Genomic DNA, 23,933 nt, shown 5'->3' with positions numbered 1-23,933 from the left:
GGGGCTCCTTTATAATCAACAACATCCCCTTTTTTTAGATCACTCGCTTTTGGCACACGCTTGTCCTCTTTCTTTTCTTAATAGGTGGATTACCATCCAATGGAGTCTGGCCGTATAATAACAGCACTGGTCACCAACATAGAATAGGATAAACACAATGGCGGATTTTAAACGCATCTCAACGATAGAGGCCAAAGCGCTGATCGATACCGGCACAGCCAGCATTGTCGATGTGCGCGATGCGCAGTCATTTAATAATGGTCATATCGAAGGTGCGCTACTGTTAGACAATAACAGTGTCGATAGCTTTATCAGCAGCACCGCCAAAGATACCCCGGTTATTGTGTATTGCTATCATGGCAATAGCAGCCAAAATGCGGGGCAGTTTTTAGCCGAGCAGGGCTTTACCGAGGTATACAGCGTAGATGGTGGCTTTGAATTATGGCGCACCCAGTTTTAGGGCGCCATACAGTTTGAACAATGCAGGTACAAACCCTGTGGGTCATTCATGCTATTGGCAAAGCTTAGCGCGCCTTTAAACGGAGCCAGCCATTGTTGAGCCTGCTTTAAAAAACGCGTATCAATACCACCGGCAAGCATTAAACCTCGCAACTCTACTTCACCGGTTAGCTCCCTGAGAAACTGCTCCTGGGGCGTTAATGGAATATCAATCAGCTGTTTTTCATAAGCATCCAGCTCTGCCAACGCTGCCGCCGAGGCAATGGCCTGATCCAGCGTGCCTAACTGATCGACCAAACCTAAGCGCTGTGCATCCTTACCCGACCAGACGCGCCCCTTTGCCAGCCCCTCTACTTCCGATTTCGGCAGCTCGCGCCCCTCTGCAACAATGGTTATAAACTGCGCATAGCCTCGCTCAAGAATACTCTGGATCGAGCGGGCTGCAATGGGCTGTAGGGGGCGATCAATTCTCATCGCACCGGCCATATTGGTCGTGCCAACGCCGTCGGTAGTGATGCCCAGTGCAGCCAGACTTTTATCCAGCGTAGGGAAGGCACCAAAAATACCGATAGAACCGGTTAAGGTTGAAGGCAGGGCCCAAATTTCATCCGCATCCGCTGCAATCCAATAACCTCCAGAAGCTGCCATGCCTCCCATGGAAACCACTAGCGGTTTGCCTTCGGCTTTTAATAGCAGTAATTCCTGACGGATAATCTCGGAGGCAAAAGCGCTGCCACCACCACTATCAATACGCAGCACTACCGCCCTAATGGTCGCATCACGCCGGGCTTCACGAATTAACGAAGCCAGGGTATCGCCGCCAATCGCCCCAGGCGCTTGCTCACCATCAACAATATTGCCTGCGGCGACAATAACACCCACTCTGGCACTTTCAGCAGCCTCTGACAGTTCTATATTTTTAACCCAAAGATATCGTTCAAAACCAATGCCCTGATAGTTACCGTCTTCATCAACAGCGCCAACCACATCCACTAAATACCGGTTTATTTCATCGCGGGTTTTGATGCCATCAATTAAACCAGCCGCCATAGCCGCTGAAGAGGTATTGCCCTGATAATCAGCCAGACGCTGGTCAAACTGATTGATATACTGGTTCAAGTCAGCTTTGGAAAAGCTTCTGCGCTCTGCAACACCGACCACATACTCATCCCACAACGCCCCTAACCAAACCTGATTAGCCTGTTTGGCTTCGGTTGACATGTCATTGCGAATATAAGGCTCCATCGCCGATTTATATTCACCCACACGGAACACATGAAAATCAATATGTAACTTCTCCAGTGCCTGCTTAAAGTAGTTACGGTACAAACCATAGCCGTCAATCAAAACCGCACCGTTGGGGTTTATATAAATTTCATCGGCCTGGGCGGCCAACCAATACTGGTCTTGCAGATAATTATCGCCGACCGCAATAATTTTTTTACCACTGTCTCGAAAGCGTTGTAAGGCCGGAGCCAGCTCCTGCATTTTGGCGATGCCGCCATACATCATATCGTCCAGCGACAACACTAACGTGGTAATTCGCTCATCCTCCCTGCCGTAATCTATCGCATCGATCACATCCTGTAACAGGGTCTCGTATTGTGAAGGATCAGACTCCCCCATAATTCGTACCAGAGGGTCGACGTAATTTTTCTGGTCGACCAGACTACCCTGAATATTGAGTACCAGCGCACCTTTGCCGGGGATGGTTGGAATTTCCCCACCGGAAAAAGCCAAAAACAACACCCCCAATACCACTAAAAACAGTAGATTGGTGACCACAATACGCAGCGTGGACAGTAGGGTCATCAAGCGGCGAAAGTTACGGCGGATAAAACCTGGTTTTTTCTCTTCCATTGGTTGTTACTTCTCCAATTCTGTAACGGCCTGTTTAAGCTCGCGGGAACGCCAGCGGATATAAAGCATCGCAGCCGTAAATAAGCTAACAATTAACAAAACTTCGGCCACGGTAAATACGGAAGTGCAAGCAAACGCGGTGGATACCGCCGCCATAAAAAATCCCAGTAACACCAGTGTTAGCCAAATATAGGAACGTATATTTTGTTTCAGCATCCCCGGTAAAAAAACCAGCAACAGAAACAGCTGAACCCCAAGAATGACTGCATTACTGTCACGATTGCAACTGGGTAACACCACCGTATTTAAGACTAATACGAAGACCAGCAGCCAATAGCTCACTTGTGTTATTTGCCAACTGCGTTTTGCCAGCGTTTTATAATCCTTAGGCATGAATAATAGAACTCTTGTTAAAGGGGCTTATGACTGTAGCGATAAGGCAATGGTGGCGACCCGCTTACCCAGAGCCTGGCAGAGGGCCAACTCATCCGAATCCAGGGCTCGATCGCTTTGCTGGCCGGCCAGATGACTTGCGCCATAGGGTGTGCCGCCGGTTTGGGTATTCATCAGTGCGGGCTCACTATAAGGTAACCCGGCCATTAACATACCGTGATGCAACAATGGCAACATCATGGTTAGCAGTGTCGATTCCTGCCCGCCATGCAAACTGGATGAAGAGGTAAAGACCGCTGCGGGTTTATCAATCATGGCGCCACTTAACCAAAGGCTGGAAGTACCGTCGATAAAGTATTTTAAGGGCGCCGCCATATTGCCAAAACGAGTCGGGCTCCCCATCACCAGACCGGCACAGTGCTGTAAATCGTCAGCATTGCAATAGAGAGGGCCCTGTTCGGGAATATCCTCTGCCACCGCTTCGCATTCATTAGATACAGCAGGTACCGTGCGAATGCGCGCCTCGATACCACTGCACTGCTCAATACCTCGGGCCACCTGTTGCGCCATCTCGGCCACAGCGCCATGGCGGCTATAGTAAAGAACCAGAATATAGGGAGATGACATAGGCGGTTTATACCAACGCTAAAACGTTTTCAGGTGGGCGGCCCAATACGGCTTTAGAGCCTTTGACCACAATCGGGCGCTCTATCAGCTTGGGGTGAGCGGCCATGGCGGCAACCAGCTCTGCGTCGCTTAGGCTGGTATCTTTCAGGTTATTCTCTTTGTAGGCATCTTCACCCTTACGGAGTAATTCACGGGGGGAAATAGCTAACTTCTTCAGCAGACCATTAATGTCATCGGTACTGGGAGGGGTATCCAGATAAAGGACAATCTCGGGGCTTAGGCCGTTATCTTCTAATAATTGCAAGGTCTGGCGAGATTTGGAACAGCGTGGGTTATGGTAGATAGTGACTGAGCTCATAGTGCGAATATCGTCCTGCGGTAAATGACTGTGTATACTGCGAAGCATTATACACGAGAGCGCCTTGATACAAGAGCTCAGCCAGATACCGCTAATCAATAAAAAGAGAAGCTAATCGTGACAATACCCTCATTACAGGATTGTTTAAAATTAGGCCGCTATGTGCAGAAACGCTATGTGGCTGATGGCTGTAGCCACAGTGCCGCTGCACTGACCTATATGAGCCTGTTTGCCCTGGTGCCACTGCTGACCGTGATGTACGCCATTCTCTCCGCCGTACCAGCCTTTCAGGAAGTGGGGATACAAATTCAAGAGCTGATTTTTGATAACTTTGTACCCGCCACCGGTCAGGAAGTCGAAAACTACCTGACGGAGTTTTCCCAGCAGGCCAGAAAGCTGACCGGCGTGGGGATTGCCTTTCTTGGGATAACCGCCATCCTGATGCTCAAGAATATTGAAAAGGCCTTTAACGCCATTTGGAAAACCCGGGAAAACCGCAGCGGCCTCTCCAGCTTTTTACTGTATTGGGCCATTTTAAGCCTTGGTCCGATTTTTATTGGTTTGGCCCTGGGTATCAGCACTTACCTGGTTTCTCTATCGGTAATGTTTGACCAGGTCGATGTGATAGGTATTGGTCCACAGTTATTGCGGTTGATGCCCTACCTGCTGACCTCAGCGGCGTTTACTTTAATCTTTGCTGCGGTACCCAATTGTCGAGTCCCGATCAAACACGCCCTGATTGGCGGTTTAATTACCGCACTGGTTTTTGAATTGGCCAAGCAACTATTTACCGGCATTGTCTCCAATACCAGCTACCAAACCATCTACGGCACTTTTGCCGCGGTGCCGTTATTTTTATTATGGATTTATCTGTCATGGCTAATTGTGTTGGCGGGAGCTGTTTTAGTCCATGCGATTAGTGGCTTTAATTCATTAGATGACGATAACTATAGCGATATGGTTATGACCTTAAGTATTATCGAATTACTCTGGCAACGTCACCAACAAGGCAAAACCGTTAGCGAACAATATCTATTACAAAAGCCCTGGTTATTTGATCGCCACAGCATCTCCGCCGACCGCTGGACACCGTTACGGGACAAACTGTTTAAAGGCGGCCTATTGCGCACCGCCAATGCCGGGCATTATATTTTAGGTCGCGACCTCAATGGTTTTACGCTATGGGATTTGATTCAATTAATGGGCAAAGCCCCGGAAACCCGCTCTGGTAGCGATGAGCCACAGCCGTTATGGTTTAAGCGCTGCGTTGACCAAATCGAGATCGCCCGGCAAAGCAATCAGGCCACACTCAATACACCTCTCGCCGAATTATTTACTGATAACACAGAACACGCTTAAAACCATGCTAAAAAATATAACCACCCTCTCTCTACTCTGTATTCTTGTCGCATTAAGCGGCTGCGGAAAAAGTGACTTTCAAGACCACCGCGGCAATAGTGGTAACTTCAGCGACTATCAGGGTAAGTGGATGATCATCAACTACTGGGCGGTGTGGTGTAAACCCTGTATTGAAGAGATCCCGGAGCTTAATCACTTTGCCGAGAGCAATAGCGACACCGTGGTTTTATTCGGCGTTGATTATGACAACAACCAAGGGGAGAAACTGCAACAGGGTATTGATAAACTGGGCATCAACTTCCCGGTCCTGACCACCGACCCCGCAATTAGCTTGCAGTATCAGCGCCCCAATGTTTTACCCACAACGTTAATTTTTAACCCAGAGGGAAAACTGCATCGCTCACTAAAAGGCCCCCAGACTGAGCAGACATTATTGGACGCTTTGAATTGATAACACCAACCGGTGGCAGGACTCAACTGATACCTTAGGAGACGTAAACCATGGCAAATTATCCTGAAGCACTCGATCATATGCTGGCTGCATGGAATGAACCTGACTCGACTAAAGTGCGTAGCCATCTTGAAAAAGCACTGGGTACAGCCATCCGCTTTGTTGACCCTTCAATCGATGTTTCTGGCATTGACGGATTTGAAAAGAATGTACATGACGTTCAATCCAGATTACCCGGTGCTGTTTACTCCAGAACCAGCGGTGTAGATTCTCAGCATAATTTCCACCGTTATCACTGGGCTATTCATCAAGAAGGGCAGTTAATCATATCCGGTTTCGATGTAACAGAAACCAATGAACTGGAGAAAGTGACCTGTGTTATTGGTTTTTTTGGTGAAATCCCAGACAGCACACTGTGACATAGCAGCCTATAGTAAACGATAGGTATTGGCGTTAAGGAGCATTCTCAGGAATAATTAATCATAAAAATAAGCCACTCTATATCTATACGTCGAACGCAGCCTTGAACCGTTATTTCTCTAAGCATTACGCCGCTCTAATGCTTTATTAACCCCCCACCCCACAGTGCAAGTACACCGCTATACGGGCTTATTTACCTTGTTACAAACGGGGGCCATGCCAGACATTACTGCTAGGTGCTGTTATAAAAAGAGTATTCAGTGGGCCATCAGGGGCCTATTTATACATACTTCAGTCAACAGTTTAAAATACCACCTGCTCTACCGCTGTCTTATTTAATATCAACTTTGTCAAGGCTTTCTCATAGAGTTGCCAACCCACTGGCTGAGCATGAATAAACAAGTTGGCAAAGTTTTTACCATTAAGTGGCGTCGGTCGACCGTGAGGTACTCTCGCTGATTCATAGAAAATCATTTCACCTGGTTTAAGATAAATGCGATGCAATCTACCAAAATGATCATAGGCATGCAGCGGCCATTTTTTAGTGACAGCTTGATCCACATTGATAATGGCACTGATAATATGTGTTCGATAGCGATCGACATGCATACTCAAGTTAGCCCCTTTTTTATAGGAGCGCACGCCGTAAATTGACGTTATTAGCAGCTTCTGCCCACTCCATTGTTCAAACATAGGCGCCAGCGTATCAATCATCTCCTGCCTCAGGACATCAGGCAATTCCAGATAACTACTAGGGTGGTTCTTCTTAATAGAGGTAAGGCGTTTACCCAACTTTTCATCGATTTCTAAATGTTTATTCGATTGGTAGAAGGCCTTAATCTTTTGATAAATCTCTGATGGAACCTGGAATTTTTCAAACCCAATTTCCGTAAATGCAGGGATATATTTATGCAGATGGGGTTTAAATTTGTCAGAAAAACCAGGCCATTGTTTTGAGATAATAAATTTCTCACCCGTGGTTACCGACTGTTCCTGGTATTGAATATCATCACTGCTTCCTCGCCAAAAAACTGCCTGCCCAGCTTTGGCTGAAATGACAATCTCCCCGGTAGAAGCGGTGACAAATTTAGTGGCCCCACCCTCTTCAACATTATTCAAGTGTACGGTGTAAAACCAACCAGCGGTATCATTAGTGCCATTTAAGGTTTCATTTTGATGTAATTCTGGAGCAAGGTAGTGCCCAACAATATTGACAGGCTCACTTACCGTGACCCCCATATATTCTTTGATTCGATCATCCACCACTTTACTTATACTGTCGGACTGATTAAGCGGAACTATCTCCAAACCCAGATTGTTACTATCAGCTTGATACTCTGCGTTGGATTTCTGCTGTTTAATTCGGCCCCCTCGGATTTTCTTGATCAACAACTCACATTCATCAGCATCCAAAAAACCCTCAAGCACATAAAGCTCATCCTTGTCACCGCCTAATTTTTTTGCATTAGGAAACTGACATATCAAATCTCCCTCTGGCGATTCATCAAGTTCTACTGGCATGGTCACAGCACTACCTCTTTTTTCTTGAAACCATCACATACCAACCAAAGTCTTAGTGGTTAAAAATATAAGGATAATTTCGCATTTTATATTTATATTGCTGAACAAGCTTAACACTAAACTCAATCGTGTTTTTCAGCGCACTATCCATAGCAATATTTTCTGACTGGAAATCTTCAGACATCAATCCCATTAGGCTCTGATAAAAATCAAGCGTAGCCTCGATAATATGATCTTCTAATTCTTTCACATATTGCTGGGAAGTTTCATTAGGCTCACTGATACCAAGCGCTTGCAGCGCCAAAATCTGCAATACCAGGCGAAGAACGGGTGCATTCTCTGAAACAGGAATGTAAATAGAACTAAGTTCCAGAGTATTGCCATTATGCTCTACCGATGGCAGATAGAAGCGAATTTGTTCTAACAATGCCTCTCCATAAACCTTCTTAGTGTTAAAAACCTGCGCATTATCAATAATAAAAGTATGTTCTTTAATCGTTATCTCAGTGGGCACTGACGCTACAAATAGCGCAGCCTGGTCAAAAAAACCATAATTAAGAAAGCATCGCATCGCATCCATTTTAAGGTAACGGTAAAACAGCTGATCACCCTGACCATCAATTTTTTGATGCGGCAAAGACAAACCCTGCTGAGAATCAGTGGAGAGAGTATTTAAAGAAAAACAACGTGAATAATGATTGACACTATCAATGAGCGGCATAAGAAGATTGCGCCGGAAGCTGTCCTCACCAAAAGGATAGTAACTAACAACCCTTGTACCAAAAAACGCACTAATAAGAGCCTGACCGTCAATCTCAGCCACACCCTCCAGTTTATGCCCAAATGAATTAAAACTCTTTGTTATTTCAGGATTATCTCTATAAAAAAGGGCTGGTATAGACGCTTCTACATTGGAAAATTTATTGGTTTCAGAATACAAACTAACAAGTAATTCCATGATTCTTTGTTGTGACTGTACAACGCTGTCTGTTTTAGCTTTGCATGTAATGACACTGCCCTTTAACTGAAAGTCGAAATCATCAATAGAAGGCAGGCAACTATCTGGAATAAAGATGACATCATCTTTAAGTTTTGAGCTGAGTTTTGAATGGAGACTAAGCTCATTATTTTGGCATCGTATTTCAATTTTTTTGTGGATTGACCCGCCCTGCTCTTCTATCAGCAGGACCATACTTTCCATAATATTTTTGACAACCGGATTATCTGAGATGATTTTTGCCATGACTATTATTACCAATTTATCGGTTTTTTATTATTTAAAGCCTAAACAACAACGTATCACTACAGAATACAGGAGCCTATAAATTAAGCCAACAAACATATTGGGTTTAATACCGTAAAACACAGCTTGAGAGCTCTTGAGCTTCTTATGCCCAATAGTGGCTGACAGGCTCTGCTAACTGAAGACATTGGGCACAGCCCTGGAAAGAGCCATGGTAACAAACGGACCTCATATCGCTCCAAAGCCCATGATGACTGCTGAGTGAGACCGCCGATTAGCCGGATTCTGTCTTGCACAGCTATTAATCTACACTTTGCGTCACCGGCAACCTCACCGTTTACAGCTCAGCCAAGCGCCATAACGGGCCTATTCGCCCTTGCTACGTGAACCACCAAATATTTTACCCGCCACATGTATATTTAAACCTGGCCGACAAATTATAGCGCCCCCCTGACAGAGCAGACTTTATTGGAATTATTGAATGCATAGTCATTGCAACCAGTCTATATAAAACATATCTGTTATATATTGACTTAGCTTTGATCCAAGTACATATTACAAGTCAATAATTTAAAAAATAAATAGGATTAGCATGGACCCATTTGAGAGAATGCAGCAACAAATGCGTAACGTAAACTCGCATACTGAAGACTCAAAGGTAAAGAGAGAAGGCCTTCAACCCGGTGAATCTATTATCATGTCTGTAGATAACGCTCTAAGCCCACAACAAACGGCTGAACTGCGGAGCTTAGTAAACCAAGACAGTATTCAAAGTATCGTTTCCAAGAAAGAAGAATTTACAAACAACGATGAAGTGCGGCGCTCCCAGGTACACTGGCTTGCCCCCGATAAACATGAACACATTTACCAAACGGTGCTGGGTATTGCAGAAAACAGCAATAAGAAATACCAGTTTAAAATTAGCGCTATCGATCAGCGGATTCAACTAGCCATTTATGATGAATCAGTGCAAGGTTTTTATCGCTGGCACATGGATTGGGGCGGCGGTGCTTTGCAGCGTAAGATTAGCATTTCGATCCCTCTCAATGACCCCAGTGAGTATGAGGGCGGCAATCTCGAGTTTAATATTAATGGTGATAGCATTAGTTTACCCCAGAAAATGGGAGCCGCTATTGTGTTCCCCAGCTTTATCTTGCACCGGGTGACACCGGTCACTAAAGGCCGCCGATACAGCCTTGTCGCATGGATAAAGGGGGAGTTCTAGTTTTTCGGGAGCTGGCGATAAGTACCAGTGTTATACACTGAAAAGCTGAGATCCCACTGATCTACTATCTCAATGACTCTCTTAATGGCCACCCCATAACGACAACATCACAGTCAGCCTCCCTGACATGCAATGTGTTAGCCAATATGTAGCTGAGTGATAGCTGGTTATAAAAAACCCTGCGATAACAAAAGTTACCGCAGGGTTTGATTTTTTTGAGCCAACCGATAAGCCGGGTTCTGTCGTTGGACAGTCATTCATCTACGCAAGTACTACCAAAGTATTTTAGAGAATGTACCCAGACCACGCGGAATAAGGGCTACAGCCAATTTATAGATAAATCTTACGTTGCCGAAAAAACATCTTCTACTACACCAAGAATGAGTTTGTGTAGCAAATTATGTAACACTTTATGTAGCAGTTAAAGTGGAAATTACTGAGCTAACTAGCAAAGACAGGTACAACCCCATAACAATAGCCTTACAAGCCTCCTACAGCCCTTTTACAATCCTCTACCAACCACCCCAAAGACCTCAAACACCCTCAAATCGGCCTATACAGGGCTTTAAACCCTATTTAGGGGTAAGGGTTTGCCAAAGGCCTCCCTAGCGGCCGAAGAACAGTTAAAAAGTATGTGGACGAGTCTAAATTTGATTTCAGGAGCAGCAACTATTCCTATCTATTTATACTTTGCGGTTGTAATAACTAACTTTCTATCAAGAGAGCTACATGAGAGAGTCATTGCAGCATCATTTGTCCACAGTTTAGATGTATATAAAACATTGGTGTTAACAATAATTTTATATGGGTATTGACCAGAAACCGAAGACAGAACACCTTTGACTTTTGTAACACACGCAGAAAATGAGATTGATTGAGTTTCAGTTGACACACCACCTTGATCTGGATAATCCCCTGAATTAACCATACTTCGTAACTGACTTGGCGTATAAGATTTAGCTGCAATTTCGCTTAATGGTATTGAAATTAAAACAACTAAAATCAGGACTTTTTTGACCATAGAAAACTACCTTTTATATTTATATAAATTTATACAACCATACTAACAAGCCCAAGCGGTGAGAAACCAAGATGCAGAATGGTTACAACACTAAGCCATTAACCCCAAGTCTTGAATGAGTAGATATATCGCCGCAATCACAACGGCAAAGGCACAACCCAGAAAAAAAAGGTGGTAATTGGCCTTCAACTCATCCTTTAGTAATAGTTTAATTTCTTTGTTTATCTCTTCATCGTCACCTAAAGGGTAAACGCGAACGAAACCATAATACCTCAACGCAAGTGACCCAAAAGCAAAAAGAACTATTGACAGCATTAAGTCCACATCGCTGAAGCACACATATACCAAGGATAAAAAAATTATTGTATCTCTGATGCTTTTCACCTATCCCCCCTAAAACTATCTCACAATAAAATTTAGGTAGTAATCCGAAGATTTCGACCATGCAAAACAGCTCCTCTTAAATAAGATCAGATATATCCTAACTATTGGCCACAACAACATTCAACCAACTCTCATCTCTATCAACTCTTCTATCAACAGTTACCCAACTCTCTATCAACTCTAAACTTGGAGTAGACTTTAGCAACTGATCAAACAACTCTTCATTCATATCCGTAAAAGCCCTTCCACCCTGCTCTCTCTCAGTATCACCATACTTAAAAGAAGCATACAGGACTCCACCAGCTTTAAGAGACCTTGAGAACTTATTCATAATACTAGGAAGGTTATCTCTACTTACATGAAGCAATGAAGCACATGCCCAGACACCATCAAAGCTATCCTCCCAAGCCATATCCTCAAACCCCATACAATGAACATCTTGAACTAACAACTCTCCAGAGAGCTTACAGAGAGCCTCAGAAGCATCCATAGCAGTCACTTCATAACCATTCGTCTTGAAATACAAAGAATCCCTACCTGAACCACATCCAGCATCTAGAATAGCCCCACCCTCAGGTATCAATGGTAGAAACCTCTGATAGATAGGACTCATATCAACCTCAACAGTAGATTGATAAAACTCCTCAGCATGATCTTCGTAGTATTTATTGGTATCAGTCATATTCTTAGAATGTTTCAGGGCCTTTTGGATCAGGCTCCCAAGTATGAATTAAAACCTCTTTTGCCTTATTATAACTATCCTGAAGATACGCTACTCTTGCCTGCTCATTATTCCCTGTCTGACGTATCAAGGTCTCTCTCAAAGGATGATGACTAGTAATCAGATATTCATTCCTTCTATGAATACGCTCCAGAAACTTTATAGCTGGCAATTTAGAAGACTTCTTACTATTACAGCACTGACAGGCCAAAACCAAATTCCAAACCCCATCAAGATTACCAACTATATTATTAACCATTAAAGTATGAGGCAAAAAATGATCAACATCAGCCAACTCTTTACTGCCAGCTGTAATTTCAATCGTACCATAACAATAAAAGCAACTGCCTTTCTGATAACCATTTAAAGCCGGTCTACTACTTGTTATATTAATACGCCTACCCCTATTATTAGCATACAATTCATCTCCATCACGACTAGCACTAACAGCAATAAGATTTCTTGAAACATTTAACTCCCAAGCAGTTTCAACAAGCCTCCAGCGAGACTCCGTTTCTTCATACAGATCATGACGATCAACATCTGCAAAGAGATTGAGAAAATTATCTGTGATTCTAATTCCTTTTTTGACCCCCCTCCCTTCTTCAATAAAGAATTTTACTGGAACCTCACCAGAAGGCACGTTATGAAAAGCCTTTAGAACATCACCAAAGCCTAGCCTTATTGCCTTTGAAATCAATTCCTCATGGGAAACTTCGTTTAAATTATACTTCCTGCACGTACGCAGAAACTCTCCATCACTGTTACCCTGCTTGTCAGCAATTTCAATATGCCCACAAAGATACTTTGAATACGGAACAGCCAAGTCTTCGATCTTAATTAGGTCATTTTGACTACCAGCAAGATCAATCAAGGATTTTCCTAGAGCAAACTTATATGAAGCAGAGTTCTTACCAAAGAGAATAATACCTCTCCAGTAGTTTTCTAATGTTGGGGTTATTTCGTAGAATTCCATATAAACCGACATTCCAAACGACTAAAAGATAGGTTATATACGAGTTACGAACTGACAAACAAATCATCAGCTTCACATATTTTTTCTACCAACATATCTATATCATCAAGCCCAATCTTAACTTTAAGCCACGCATCAGGACGGAACACACCATTGGAATCAACACGACAGTTAATAGCGCTAGCAAATTCATTTAACTTCTTTTTATCCCCTCCCGGCTCCAATCCAAACCAAGTATTAAGACGGGTATCTTTTCCTGAAGTCACATACACCCGTAATGCCACATCACTAGAGATTTTTATAGACATGTACTTATCTTTTTTTCCAGCCTGAATCATCGAAACATCTCTACCAGCCACACGCTTAGTTAACACATCAAAAACAAGCTCCAACTTCCCTCCACGCTGAGTAACTTGATTTTTCAAGTCCTGTAAATTCACATTTTCGGCAGTATCAATACCGTCTATATGATCCAACAACCCTTTAGGGCGAATGTAATCTGACCCATGACCCGACTGATCATTAGCCAGATTGTCAATTCCATACACCCAATGTATCAAGGTTGACTCCACAGCAAAAGCTTCTGACTCAGTCTTAAAGCGACCAACCACCCTTACGAGAGGTTCCTGATTCTGATTTATAATATCCCTTAATCTTGTTAATTTATCACTATTTTTTTCGGAGCTAAGAGCTTCTTTAAGGTGCGCATCTTTTCGACCACCCTCTCCTTTACCTACATAGAAAACCTCGCCATCCGGAGTTCTTATCTCATACACATAGTATCTAAAATTTTCCAAAACGATCTCCTAGACTAAGCATCTCTATCATTAAAAGATACCAATTTTTCATCACCCATTAAACTCACCACCAACACCAATTAATCTAGAATTAAAATGAAAGCTTATTTCTTCAACAGCCTCTTTCCAATGGTCGAATTGATGCCCGCCACCTTCATAACTAATAACTTCAACGCCAGTACCATCCAATTTCTCTATAGTAACTACAGAATCAATAACCTCATCCCCTTTATCTAAAATAACTAGCCCATCGACATTTAACTGAAACGCAATGGAGTATGAATCCGGAACATCTTCACCCAAAACCCACTTTTCACCACTTACATAGTTAGTAAGAGCTTTTCCCAAATATTTTTTTAAAGAGGCAGAAGGCACCAAGGAAGGATTTATAGAGACCCATCCACACCCATACCTATCACCTAAGAAATTAGCCCAGAACCCACCAAGAGATGTACCAACAAACCCTATATCATTACCCTTATACTCAAGAAGCATCCTATCAAAGTACTCAACCAAAAGAGGAAATATAGCGGAGCTGTCATAGTCAAGGCAAACAACCTCAAACTCCTTATTTTGTAGCAGCCTTATTCTTTCAGCTCTGGGCTTAGACCCACTATTAAAACCATGCAAATAAAAAAGCTTCATCATCGCTACCAATTTATCAATAAAGAGAAAACTTACCAGATATTTAAAAAGGCCCCAACGGGGAGCCTCGACAGTGTAATCAGCCTGTATAAACTACTTACTTTCTGCGCTTGATGCCTATCAAACCTATTAAAGCCGAGACAAATAGCCAAGCAGCTGGTGGGACTGGCACAGCAGACGGCCTCACAAGATAACTCCCAATACCGGGTCGCCGGAAGGAAAAAGCGCTGGAGCATCAGGTGAATAAGCATTCACATAATCTTCATTAGGATTACTAAAGAAACCTGAAACTTTTTGGTACAAAGCCTCCCCCGAGTCATTGAACACAGTGTCAGCTGTAAAGCCAATCGCACCAAAATCAAAATAATTGTCACCAATATCGAGAACGCTATTACCCAAAACATCAACAGCCACCACAAGGCTATTATACTGGAGCGTGTCTGCCCTACTAATACTTACCATCGTGCCACTACTGATTCCAAAGTTTTTCCAAAGAGCTTGAGCCTCATCTACAGAAGCGTATCGCCAGCCATCGAACTCTTGGCCCTCGCCCAGTTTTCCACTTACGTCAACGTAACTCCGACCGTTTGTCTCGGTTAAATCTAGCCAATCTAACCCTGTTGAAGTATCACGGGTAATACTCCCCAAATCTACAATGACAGCATTAACAGACAGTGAATGTATTAGGCCCAACAGGGCCAAGGTTTGTTTCAGCATGAGAGTGCATCCTTTCGTAGTATTTATAATTATGTTTATTTATGTAACCAATCTTACCAGTTATCAGCTTCAACCTATCTAATACTTTTGAACTAGATCAAAGTACAAGTGATTAAAGCCTCTTCCTAAGCAGCATCACTATCAACAACCTCATAAACCCCTAACCAGCCCTTCAGCAGCTCTCTCATTCGTTTATAAGCTCATCAAGCATACTTACCTAGATTTATTAAAGTTGAAAAACCAACTCCATCTCGCCGTTATGAACAGACAACAGCAGCTTTGTAAGCCCTTGCACTTCCCGCCACACCTATCAAAACCTCCATTCACATTAAACACCTATCAAGGCTTACGAAAAAAATTAAGAACATACCATTCAGGCTTAGTAATAAAACTATACCGAGTTAAATAAATACCAGACAACTCCCCATCAACAACCTGAAGCGTACTACACTCCCAATTATTCTTATCCCAAACATGGCAATCCTTAAGAGAGCGGATACTAGAACCCCCTTTACGAATAACTTTTTGACCATCCTCATACACCTTAAATCTAATTAAATCCTCAATCTTCCACTTTTCACACTCACCTTTTGAAAAGGAATCATCCACACACACCCTAGGGTAAAAGTCTATTTCACTACTAAAAAAGCCAAATGGCTCAACCCACCAAAAACAGAATATCAATAATAAAATTACTACATAACCACCAAATTCTTCATTCATGCCAAGCATCCCTTTAAACTTATTATTATTCATATAACTACAGTAAAATATATAGATAACAGTTATAACTTCTTATAATTATAATAAGTACCCTTACCAATACCTACCACATCAACTGCTTTATTTAATGACATCCCACCAGCACGCAAACTGTCAACCCTTTCAACCTTTGCCTGAGTACCTTTATTCTTATCCCCCCTCTTTCTACCAGCAATTCTCTGCTCCTCATCCTTAACAATATACCCATGATAGTTGGCAAACGGAAAGTAAATCTCCTTTAGATAATCCTCAGTACGCTGATCAGGTATCACAATAACGTACTCTGAATGATGAGCATTATCCATTAACCTTAAACCAAGTCTACAAACAGCCTGAGCAGAAAGCTCCAAGCACTCCACTTCAGCGACTGCTGACTTTATACAACCAGCATCAAGAGAATACTCTTCATCGAGATACTCATAAAAAACATCAACATCTATAATACCTTATAATTATTTACACCCCATAAATCAGTATTCCATACAACTATTTGGGGTTTCATGAGCTGAATCTCCCTGACATCTATTAGCATCATGATTATCAAGCCAATACAAACCCCGGCTTTACTTAATGCCTTTCATTTGAGATATTTAACACAAATAAAAATTATACTCATAATTGAAAAGGAGCTTCTCCATGCTAAAAAACACATTGGTCCTAGTGGGCCTAACGCTTTCATTATCTGTAAAAGCAGCTTTTATCGATTTAGGAAACATTACTCTTGACACTAACACAAGCCTCGAATGGCTGGATGTTACGGAGACAGCTGGAAGAAGCTATAACGATGTTTTTACTGAGATAAACTCAACTTCCGGTCTTGGCAAACAAGGCTGGAGATATGCCACAACATCTGAATTTCATACACTTGTTTCAAACTGGTTTAGAAGGAATTACTCCGGAGGAAGGTCATACACTATTGGAACTGATGAGGAGATTGAATCTTTTATAAAGTTATTTGGGGATACTCAAGATTGGTATTATGATAATTCAACTGACCCCAATGTATATCAGTTCGACATCCCAAGCTATGCTGCTGGGCGCACAAGAGGAATTCTTGGTGATACTTTTGGTTTTGGCCAACAAATGGGATTAGTCAGTGACATGGAAATATATTACAGAGCTGCACCTCATAGAAATACTTTACATTTTGATTCAAACGACAGTATTGATGACGAGGGTTCTATTGGAAAATACTGGACAACAACATACCCCTCCTCTAACTCTGCAACTAATGCGTTCGGATCGTATTTAGTCAGAACCACTGAAATCCCCCTACCTCCATCAGCAGTGTTATTTACTTCTGCAATAGCTGGACTAATACTCAAGAAGAGGAGAAGCCTCGGCTTATCATCTATAAAGACTGTAGTGGAATGAGGACAACTGCGATATGAGGGGAAGCAACTGGTCAGAAAAGGAGGTATCCGCAGCAGTTACAGCATATCTAAAGCTATATAGCGCTGAAAAGAATGGTGAAAAGCCTGTTAAATCCCACATATATAACGATCTTTCTAAACTTCACCCAAATCGCACTCCAAAATCATTTGAGCTTAAGTTCCAGAATATCAGTGCCGTACTTCACAATGAAAACTTACCATATTGCAACGGCCTCAAACCCAGATTCAACTACCAAAAACTACTCAGACTGGTTGTTTTAGACCAGTTAGACCGAACACCCATCCCCTCACTTGAACCCCATGAAATACTTCGGGAGAAGCTGTCATTCCTGAAGAATAAGGGAGCGATAAAAGCAGATAAAAAAGGAACAGGAAAGCATGGCCTAGCACTGGAAGAAGCCCTAGGCATATCTGCAAACAGCAGCAAGAAACCTGATTTCATGGGCATAGAACTTAAAACAAAGAAAGATAAGAGTTTACAAACTTTGTTTTCGAGAACACCGAGCAACTACAATTATGCAATAGATAAAAACGATCTATTTAGAAAGTTCGCCTATCAAGACCCTAAAAGAGGAAGAAAAGCTCTATACACATCCTTTAATAATACCCCTGACAGCTTAGGATTCTACCTAGCAACAACTGATCAAAAAATATCAGTAATGCATAAAAATCGAGAACTTTGCTCTTATGAAGCAGAAGATATTGAATCAGCGCTTTTATCCAAACACACAAGAACTGCATATATTTACATCACAGCTAAGAGTTCTCCTCCGAGCTTCACTATCAATTCTGTAAAATACTGCCAACACCCATCAATTATTCGCTTTTTGAGACTCGTTAGAGAAGGGAAAATTTATTTGGATTTCACACTATCAGAGAAAGGTGAGAAAATTAAAGATCATGGCTTCTTATGGAGAATAAAGGGTGACTCAATAAACACTCTATACCTATCAAATGAAGACTTAATATGATTTTAAAAGTCTCTTATTAGTACTTTATAACATCTACCACATCTAAAACATCACCAAGAGGAAAGCGGTGAGTATAACGATCTGTTACACCCGAACCCTTCTTCTCATGCCCTACTACCTGCTGAACCTTATCAACAGAGACACCTGCTGACCTAGCCTTTGTAATAAATGTATGACGCAATGAATGAAAAACCTTGCGATTACCATAATCATCCACAGATGGAATATCTAGAGAATCTCTAAGTCGCATAAACCAACTTGTAACTTGCTGCTGCTTCAGCTCAGGAAATAGAACCCCCGACCTACTTGATGAGAAATTGATAAATCCAGCCCGAAGCAACTCAGAATGCATAGGAACCTGACGAATTGACCCTTCCGTTTTAACTGATCCATACTCGTCGGTAATCATGATGTAATAGCGTCCTGTTACTTCATCCCTTTTTACATCCCTGCTACATAGCTTGATTAACTCTCCCCTCCTAGCTCCAGTATAAATCCCTAGGAGCAATACCCATTTATGCCACTCCTTTTTTTGATTACTTAATACGGCCAATAACTTCCTTATATCTGAATCATTAAAAGCAGCAAATGTTGTATTAGCCTTCAGATTCACCTTAAGGTCTATTGCTGGTGAACTTTCCACCACTTCCAACTCATAAACAGCATGAACAAAAATACCATGGAGGAGCTTCTTAACCTGCCCAACAGTCTTTGGAGCAACTCTATGATCTATAGGCACATCTACTTTAACTAGCTCCTCAATACCCAAATTCCTGTACTCACCTAGATTCCTCTTTGGCATCTTTGAATATGCCTGAATCACACCCTTGAGGCATTTTCGAGTAACCTGATCTACTGGCTTATCACCCAACAGGTGAAGAATGACTTCAAAATAGCGGCGATACTCCTGCTGAATACGAATAGACAAACCATTCCGTGCTTTATACTCAAGAAAGCTAATGAATACCTCAGAAAGACTCATACGAGAACTCTCTGGAAAACCATGACTCACATCACTACTAATCGTTCCATTTACTATAAACCCCTTCTGGGACGATTTAAGGACATTGAACTCGATCAGCCTACTTTGAAATTGTGATTCGGTAATTTCGTGATTTTGATAAGACTTATAGGCATCTCTCAGACCAGCTACCTGAATAAAGAGCTTCGCACCTCTTACTTGAGCAGTTTTGTAGCTATCAGTATGCAGTGACTGAACAACCTCTGTTCGACCTAACTGGGGCCTTAGCAAATCTGGTACACGCCACCTAAAATAAAATACTGAACCACGCTTAAACAAGTACCTTTTATGTAGCACTTTATGTAACACCTCTAAGGGCTAGAGGCATAATAGAAGAGAATTTTTCCAGTTATAACAAAGAGTTACCGATATATTGGGAAAAGATTGAGCCAGCCGATAAGCCGGGTTCTGTCGTTGGACAGTCATTCATCTACGCATTATGTCGCCACAATGCTTTAGCAACCTACCCGCCCACAGCGCGGGTACACGCCTATTACCCTAAGGTATAGTGGGCCTATTTGGTCTTGCTCCGAACGGGGTTTACCATGCCACGAGCTGTTACCAGTCGCGCGGTGCGCTCTTACCGCACCCTTTCACCCTTACCTGTGCTATTGCTAGCCATCGGCGGTCTACTCTCTGCTGCACTTTCCGTAGGCTTGCGCCCCCCAGGCGTTACCTGGCGTTCTACCCTATGGAGCCCGGACTTTCCTCTCGGCCCTACCCCCATGTTCATCACTATAAGTACATAAGTGAAAAAACAGAGAGAAGAGCCCAGCGACTGTCTGGCTGGCTCGGGCGGGAGATTGCCATGCTTTGAGGGGAATAACAAGCCGACTAAGGCTTAATCCTTTTGCTGGTCCAGACCATATTGGTAGAGCTGATTTTTCTTAACGCCAGTGATTTTGGCCGCCAGGGCAGCAGCCTGTTTTAAAGGCAGCTCGGCCACGAGGATATCAAACACCCGATGACCTTCAGAGTCAGAGCCATCGGTTTTGTCAGCGCCATGCACTAACAGCACACACTCCCCTTTTTGCTGATTGTGGTCAGCCTCAACCCAATCAGCCAACTCAGCCACCGGTGCCCGCTTGATCGTTTCAAAGGTTTTGGTTAATTCACGGGCCATAACCACTTGTCGATCGTCACCCAAAACCTCTGACATATCCCTTAAGCAGGCCAAAACCCGGTGCGGAGCCTCGTAGAAAATCAGCGTTGCGGTTTCACCTTTCAGCGCCTCAAGTTGCTTGCAGCGAGCTTGCTGTTTGGCATTCAGGAACCCTTCAAAGACAAACCGGTCAGAAGGAAGACCCGCAGCACTTAAGGCCGCAATAGCCGCACTGGCACCGGGAACCGGCACCACTTGAATATCGGCACTTAACGCCGCATCAACCAGACGATAGCCCGGGTCTGAAATTAATGGGGTGCCGGCATCCGAGATCAGGGCAATTGACTGACCATTGCTCAGTTTTTCAACCAGAGCGTCAATGATATTGGCCCCGGTGTGATCATGGTATGCCACCAACGGGGTCGAGATGTTAAAATGCTGCATTAAGCGCTTGCTATGGCGAGTATCTTCGGCAGCAATCACATCTACTGATTGTAGTACCTCTACTGCACGGGGTACCATATCACCCAGATTGCCAATGGGTGTTGCTACAACATAGAGACATGAATTAAAGCCTGAGCCTGGAGTCACGGATACGTCCTAATCATCGGATATTATGAAAGACACTAGCCTAACAATGCAGAGACTACGAAGTCGAGAATGAGAACAACTTTTTTATTAATACTATTGAGTAGCTTGCTGCTGGCCTGTGGTGGCCAACCCAGCAAAACCAGCTCCCCAGAGCAGCAAACGCTGTCGACAGCGGAACGGATTCAAGAGCTACTTAACCAAGCCCAGACCAGCATGCCCCCAGAGAAAGAGCGCAAGCAACTCAAGGCGGCTGCGCTATTGCTGGAGGAAGAGCAACTGGATCTGGCCCAGCAAATCATCGATCAACTGCAGCCGGAACAGCTACCGCTAAGAGATTTTGCGCGCTATGTTGAGGTCAGCAGCGAACTGCATATTCAGCAAGGGGAGTACGAAGAAGCCAGGTTCCTGCTGGAAACCCCTCGCCTGCTGGACAATCTTGATACCCTCTCCACAACCCGGCAACTGACGCACAGCCTACTAAGGGCCGAAGTCTTTGCCCTGCTAGGCAGCCATATCGCCAGTGCCCAGCAACGCATTTATATCAACCCCCTGCTAAGCCCCGAGAACCAGCGCAGCAACCGCGAAGCAATCTGGAACTCACTAATGTATGTACCCACTCAGGATCTACTGCATTATCAAAAAACCAGTTTTGGTGGCGAGTATCAAGGCTGGCTGGAACTGGCGGTTATTGCCAAAGACAATCAGGGCGACCTTGAACAACAACTAGCCCAGCTGGAAAGCTGGCAACAGCAATGGCAAGACCACCCCGCCAATGCAGAATTACCCGGCGGACTGCAACTGATCAAAGAACTGGCTGCCAACAGGCCCCAACAGGTCGCCTTGCTGCTGCCACTCACTGGCAAGCTCGCCCCCTTTGGCAAAGCTGTGCGTGACGGCTTTATTGCAGGCCTTTACGAAACCAGCAACCGCGGTGGTAAAGTTCCCAAACTCAAAGTCTATAATACTGAAGACCATAGCGACTTTATGGCCCTCTACCAACAGGCCATTGCTGAAGGTGCCGAAATGGTCATTGGGCCACTGGAAAAACAGCGGCTGAGCTTATTGTTTGATGCGGGTGATTTACCGGTACCCACCCTCGGGCTAAACCGCGTTAGCAACTATGGTGATGCCCCCGCACAGCTATTCCAATTCGGCTTAGCACCGCAGGATGAAGCCAGCCAGGTAGCCGATATTGCTTTTTTGGAAGACCATCGCAAAGCGTTAATTATTGCCCCTAAAGGCGACTGGGGCGATAAGGTCAGCACAGCCTTTAGTGAACGCTGGCAAACGCTGGGCGGAGAAACCGTCAAACGCAGCCTGTATACCGGCCAAACGGATTACTCCAGCTCACTCAAGCAGTCCTTATTGCTGCAAGCCAGTGAAGACCGCTCCAAACGTATTGAGCGCTTAATTGGCGAGCCACTGGAGTTTTTACCGAGACGGCGTCAGGATATCGATATGGTCTTTCTATTAGCCAGACCACAACAAGCTCGCTCTTTAAAACCCCTACTGGCCTTCCACTATGCCGGCGACTTACCGGTCTATGGCACCTCCCGCTTATACACCGGCTATGAAGATACCCGCAAAGACCGGGATATTAACGGTGTAAGGTTTACGGATATGCCCTGGGTACTGAATAAGCCCTCAGCATTGCACCAAACTATCAGCACGGAAATCAAACAGAGCAAGCAATACCACCGTATGTACGCATTAGGTATTGATAGCTTTCAGCTGCACCCAAGGCTACGGCAACTGCAAGAAACAGCCAATAGCCGGGTCTATGGTCATACCGGCCGGTTAAAATTAAATGCGCGCAATGAAATAGAGCGGCAAATGTTATTTGCCCAATTTAAACGCAATAAAGCGACCATTATTCCAACTGCAACACAAACGATTGATCTGAACTTAAACGGCAAGGAAGGCGTTGATAATGATAGGGACACGGATAACTAAAGCCAGCGATACCGGTGCGGCCGCAGAGCAAAAAGCCAGGCAATGGCTGCAACAGCAAGGCTTAAGCTATATAGCCAGCAATTATCGCTGCAAAGCTGGGGAAATTGATATTATTATGCGGGACGGCCAGCAACTGGTTTTTGTTGAGGTACGTTACCGCAAGCAGGGTAGTTTTGGTGACGGTCTGGAAAGTGTCACTTGGCGCAAACAACAGAAATTACTAAAAGCAGCGGCCTGCTACTTACAAGAAAAAAAACGACTGAACAGTATGCCTTGCCGATTTGATGTTGTAGCCGCAAAGCCTGGCTGCCACGACCAACTACACTGGACTTGGGTAAAGGATGCATTTACTAACTAACGAATACACATTATGGATTTAGACCAGCACGTTATAGAGCTTTTTCATAGCAGCATCGATACCACGATGCGCACACTGGACGAGCAAGCCGCACGGGTGAGTGATTGCGCCACACTGATGGTCCAATGCCTGCTTAGTGAAAATAAAATCCTCTGCTGTGGCGAAGCCACCAACGGAGCTCTAGCGCAAATTTTTTCCGCTCATCTGCTCAATCGTTTTGACTATGAGCGCCCCAGCCTACCGGCCATTAATTTAAGCAGTGATGCCACCACGATCACCGCCCTCTCTGCCAATGGCAATTTTAAAGATATTTTCGGCAGCCAGGTGCGCGCTCTGGGACAGCCAGGGGATGTTTTATTTATTATCTCCAATAGCAGCAATTCAGGAACGACTTTAGAAGCCATTAAAGCAGCCCACGACAGAGAAATGATTGTTATTTGCTTAAGCAACCAGCAAAGCAATGATTTTAGCGCCCTCTTTCAACCTGAAGATATTGAGCTACCGATACCCAGCGATAACAATGCCCGGGTTATGGAAGCGCATATGCAAGTTATTAATTATCTGTCTGAGCTAATCGATCAACAATTATTTGGGAGCCACTAAG

At 43.8% G+C, this 23,933-nt stretch carries 27 protein-coding genes, 1 other RNA gene and 1 pseudogene; 10 read left to right on the top strand and 19 right to left on the bottom strand.

Annotated features, from left to right (window positions below; translation table 11 throughout):
• Positions 1-157 precede the first annotated feature (157 nt).
• Entirely contained in the window at positions 158-460 is a 303-nt protein-coding gene (gene glpE / locus BST96_RS12700; RefSeq protein ID WP_085759069.1) for a thiosulfate sulfurtransferase GlpE, read from the top strand.
• Here the strand turns inward: glpE and sppA are convergent.
• The 4 genes from sppA to arsC are packed head-to-tail and all read right to left on the bottom strand — an operon-like array spanning position 457 to position 3,697.
• On the bottom strand, positions 457-2,319 hold the full coding sequence (sppA, locus tag BST96_RS12695; RefSeq protein ID WP_085759068.1) for a signal peptide peptidase SppA: 1,863 nt from the start codon (positions 2,317-2,319) through the stop codon (positions 457-459). The two genes, glpE and sppA, sit on opposite strands and share 4 nt — an antisense overlap.
• Before the next feature lie 6 nt (positions 2,320-2,325).
• Entirely contained in the window at positions 2,326-2,712 is a 387-nt protein-coding gene (locus BST96_RS12690) for a DUF2069 domain-containing protein (RefSeq protein WP_085759067.1), read from the bottom strand.
• A 27-nt stretch (positions 2,713-2,739) separates the two neighbouring features.
• Positions 2,740-3,339, bottom strand: coding sequence for an NAD(P)H:quinone oxidoreductase (gene wrbA / locus BST96_RS12685; protein ID WP_085759066.1), 600 nt, complete (start codon positions 3,337-3,339; stop codon positions 2,740-2,742).
• A gap of 7 nt (positions 3,340-3,346) precedes the next feature.
• On the bottom strand, positions 3,347-3,697 hold the full coding sequence (gene arsC / locus BST96_RS12680) for an arsenate reductase (glutaredoxin) (protein ID WP_085759065.1): 351 nt from the start codon (positions 3,695-3,697) through the stop codon (positions 3,347-3,349).
• 117 nt (positions 3,698-3,814) lie between these two features.
• On the opposite strand from arsC, the gene BST96_RS12675 reads away from it, so the two are divergent.
• The 3 genes from BST96_RS12675 to BST96_RS12665 are packed head-to-tail and all read left to right on the top strand — an operon-like array spanning position 3,815 to position 5,926.
• The gene (locus tag BST96_RS12675) at positions 3,815-5,056 is read left to right on the top strand and encodes a YihY family inner membrane protein (RefSeq protein WP_169713984.1); all 1,242 of its coding nucleotides are present in this window, start codon (positions 3,815-3,817) and stop codon (positions 5,054-5,056) included.
• Between the two features lie 4 nt (positions 5,057-5,060).
• On the top strand, positions 5,061-5,507 hold the full coding sequence (locus BST96_RS12670) for a TlpA family protein disulfide reductase (RefSeq protein ID WP_085759063.1): 447 nt from the start codon (positions 5,061-5,063) through the stop codon (positions 5,505-5,507).
• Positions 5,508-5,557: 50 nt separating this feature from the next.
• Positions 5,558-5,926 carry a hypothetical protein gene (locus tag BST96_RS12665; RefSeq protein WP_085759062.1) on the top strand — a complete coding sequence of 123 codons (369 nt, stop codon included), beginning with the start codon at positions 5,558-5,560 and terminating at the stop codon, positions 5,924-5,926.
• Positions 5,927-6,230: 304 nt separating this feature from the next.
• On the opposite strand, the gene BST96_RS12660 is transcribed toward BST96_RS12665, so the two are convergent.
• Positions 6,231-7,454: a hypothetical protein gene (locus BST96_RS12660; RefSeq protein ID WP_157117947.1), complete on the bottom strand. Its 1,224-nt coding sequence runs from the start codon at positions 7,452-7,454 to the stop codon at positions 6,231-6,233.
• 46 nt (positions 7,455-7,500) lie between these two features.
• Positions 7,501-8,691: a hypothetical protein gene (locus tag BST96_RS12655; protein ID WP_085759060.1), complete on the bottom strand. Its 1,191-nt coding sequence runs from the start codon at positions 8,689-8,691 to the stop codon at positions 7,501-7,503.
• Positions 8,692-9,283: 592 nt separating this feature from the next.
• On the opposite strand from BST96_RS12655, the gene BST96_RS12650 reads away from it, so the two are divergent.
• Complete coding sequence (locus tag BST96_RS12650) at positions 9,284-9,916, top strand: 2OG-Fe(II) oxygenase (RefSeq protein ID WP_085759059.1); 633 nt, start codon at positions 9,284-9,286, stop codon at positions 9,914-9,916.
• Positions 9,917-10,595: 679 nt separating this feature from the next.
• Here the strand turns inward: BST96_RS12650 and BST96_RS20460 are convergent.
• The 9 genes from BST96_RS20460 to BST96_RS12610 form a co-directional block, all read right to left on the bottom strand.
• Complete coding sequence (locus BST96_RS20460) at positions 10,596-10,937, bottom strand: hypothetical protein (protein ID WP_157117946.1); 342 nt, start codon at positions 10,935-10,937, stop codon at positions 10,596-10,598.
• A gap of 90 nt (positions 10,938-11,027) precedes the next feature.
• Positions 11,028-11,321 (bottom strand): hypothetical protein, encoded by a 294-nt coding sequence (locus tag BST96_RS12645; protein WP_085759058.1) that lies wholly within the window; start codon positions 11,319-11,321, stop codon positions 11,028-11,030.
• A 97-nt stretch (positions 11,322-11,418) separates the two neighbouring features.
• The gene (locus BST96_RS12640) at positions 11,419-12,003 is read right to left on the bottom strand and encodes a class I SAM-dependent methyltransferase (RefSeq protein WP_085759057.1); all 585 of its coding nucleotides are present in this window, start codon (positions 12,001-12,003) and stop codon (positions 11,419-11,421) included.
• Between the two features lie 4 nt (positions 12,004-12,007).
• Positions 12,008-13,018 carry an HNH endonuclease domain-containing protein gene (locus tag BST96_RS12635; RefSeq protein ID WP_085759056.1) on the bottom strand — a complete coding sequence of 337 codons (1,011 nt, stop codon included), beginning with the start codon at positions 13,016-13,018 and terminating at the stop codon, positions 12,008-12,010.
• Between the two features lie 44 nt (positions 13,019-13,062).
• Positions 13,063-13,815 (bottom strand): GIY-YIG nuclease family protein, encoded by a 753-nt coding sequence (locus BST96_RS12630; protein ID WP_085759055.1) that lies wholly within the window; start codon positions 13,813-13,815, stop codon positions 13,063-13,065.
• A gap of 51 nt (positions 13,816-13,866) precedes the next feature.
• Positions 13,867-14,463 carry a YqiA/YcfP family alpha/beta fold hydrolase gene (locus tag BST96_RS12625; RefSeq protein WP_085759054.1) on the bottom strand — a complete coding sequence of 199 codons (597 nt, stop codon included), beginning with the start codon at positions 14,461-14,463 and terminating at the stop codon, positions 13,867-13,869.
• Between the two features lie 180 nt (positions 14,464-14,643).
• Complete coding sequence (locus tag BST96_RS12620) at positions 14,644-15,177, bottom strand: hypothetical protein (RefSeq protein ID WP_085759053.1); 534 nt, start codon at positions 15,175-15,177, stop codon at positions 14,644-14,646.
• A gap of 339 nt (positions 15,178-15,516) precedes the next feature.
• Positions 15,517-15,900: a hypothetical protein gene (locus BST96_RS12615; protein ID WP_085759052.1), complete on the bottom strand. Its 384-nt coding sequence runs from the start codon at positions 15,898-15,900 to the stop codon at positions 15,517-15,519.
• 62 nt (positions 15,901-15,962) lie between these two features.
• Positions 15,963-16,244: a hypothetical protein gene (locus tag BST96_RS12610; RefSeq protein WP_157117945.1), complete on the bottom strand. Its 282-nt coding sequence runs from the start codon at positions 16,242-16,244 to the stop codon at positions 15,963-15,965.
• Between the two features lie 331 nt (positions 16,245-16,575).
• Between BST96_RS12610 and BST96_RS12605 the strand changes: the two genes are divergently transcribed.
• Both BST96_RS12605 and BST96_RS12600 read left to right on the top strand, forming a co-directional pair.
• Positions 16,576-17,313, top strand: a complete 738-nt coding sequence (locus BST96_RS12605; protein WP_085759050.1) for a hypothetical protein — start codon at positions 16,576-16,578, stop codon at positions 17,311-17,313.
• A 13-nt stretch (positions 17,314-17,326) separates the two neighbouring features.
• Complete coding sequence (locus BST96_RS12600) at positions 17,327-18,304, top strand: MvaI/BcnI family restriction endonuclease (protein ID WP_085759049.1); 978 nt, start codon at positions 17,327-17,329, stop codon at positions 18,302-18,304.
• A 16-nt stretch (positions 18,305-18,320) separates the two neighbouring features.
• Here BST96_RS12600 and BST96_RS12595 read toward each other — a convergent pair whose 3' ends face one another.
• From BST96_RS12595 to rsmI, 4 genes and pseudogenes are all read right to left on the bottom strand, one after another.
• Entirely contained in the window at positions 18,321-19,286 is a 966-nt protein-coding gene (locus BST96_RS12595; protein ID WP_157117944.1) for a DUF3258 domain-containing protein, read from the bottom strand.
• 192 nt (positions 19,287-19,478) lie between these two features.
• Positions 19,479-19,622: pseudogene (locus BST96_RS21480) on the bottom strand (DUF6538 domain-containing protein); the annotation flags it as partial.
• An 84-nt stretch (positions 19,623-19,706) separates the two neighbouring features.
• Positions 19,707-20,119: RNase P RNA component class A (gene rnpB, locus BST96_RS12590), an RNA gene on the bottom strand.
• A 47-nt stretch (positions 20,120-20,166) separates the two neighbouring features.
• The gene (gene rsmI / locus BST96_RS12585; protein ID WP_276206915.1) at positions 20,167-21,018 is read right to left on the bottom strand and encodes a 16S rRNA (cytidine(1402)-2'-O)-methyltransferase; all 852 of its coding nucleotides are present in this window, start codon (positions 21,016-21,018) and stop codon (positions 20,167-20,169) included.
• Positions 21,019-21,087: 69 nt separating this feature from the next.
• Here rsmI and BST96_RS12580 point away from each other — a divergent pair, with 69 nt between their 5' ends.
• From BST96_RS12580 to BST96_RS12570, 3 genes are read left to right on the top strand one after another with little or no spacing between them, the layout of a single operon-like run.
• The gene (locus BST96_RS12580; RefSeq protein ID WP_085759047.1) at positions 21,088-22,971 is read left to right on the top strand and encodes a penicillin-binding protein activator; all 1,884 of its coding nucleotides are present in this window, start codon (positions 21,088-21,090) and stop codon (positions 22,969-22,971) included.
• Positions 22,949-23,329: a YraN family protein gene (locus BST96_RS12575; protein ID WP_085759046.1), complete on the top strand. Its 381-nt coding sequence runs from the start codon at positions 22,949-22,951 to the stop codon at positions 23,327-23,329. Before BST96_RS12580 ends, BST96_RS12575 begins: the two co-directional genes overlap by 23 nt.
• Positions 23,330-23,341: 12 nt before the next feature.
• Positions 23,342-23,932, top strand: a complete 591-nt coding sequence (locus tag BST96_RS12570; RefSeq protein ID WP_085759045.1) for a D-sedoheptulose-7-phosphate isomerase — start codon at positions 23,342-23,344, stop codon at positions 23,930-23,932.
• Position 23,933: the final 1 nt, after the last annotated feature.

The organism is Oceanicoccus sagamiensis (assembly GCF_002117105.1).
In the GTDB taxonomy this organism is placed as follows: Bacteria; Pseudomonadota; Gammaproteobacteria; order Pseudomonadales; family Dasaniaceae; genus Oceanicoccus; species Oceanicoccus sagamiensis.
This window is presented reverse-complemented; position numbering and strand designations above follow the sequence as displayed.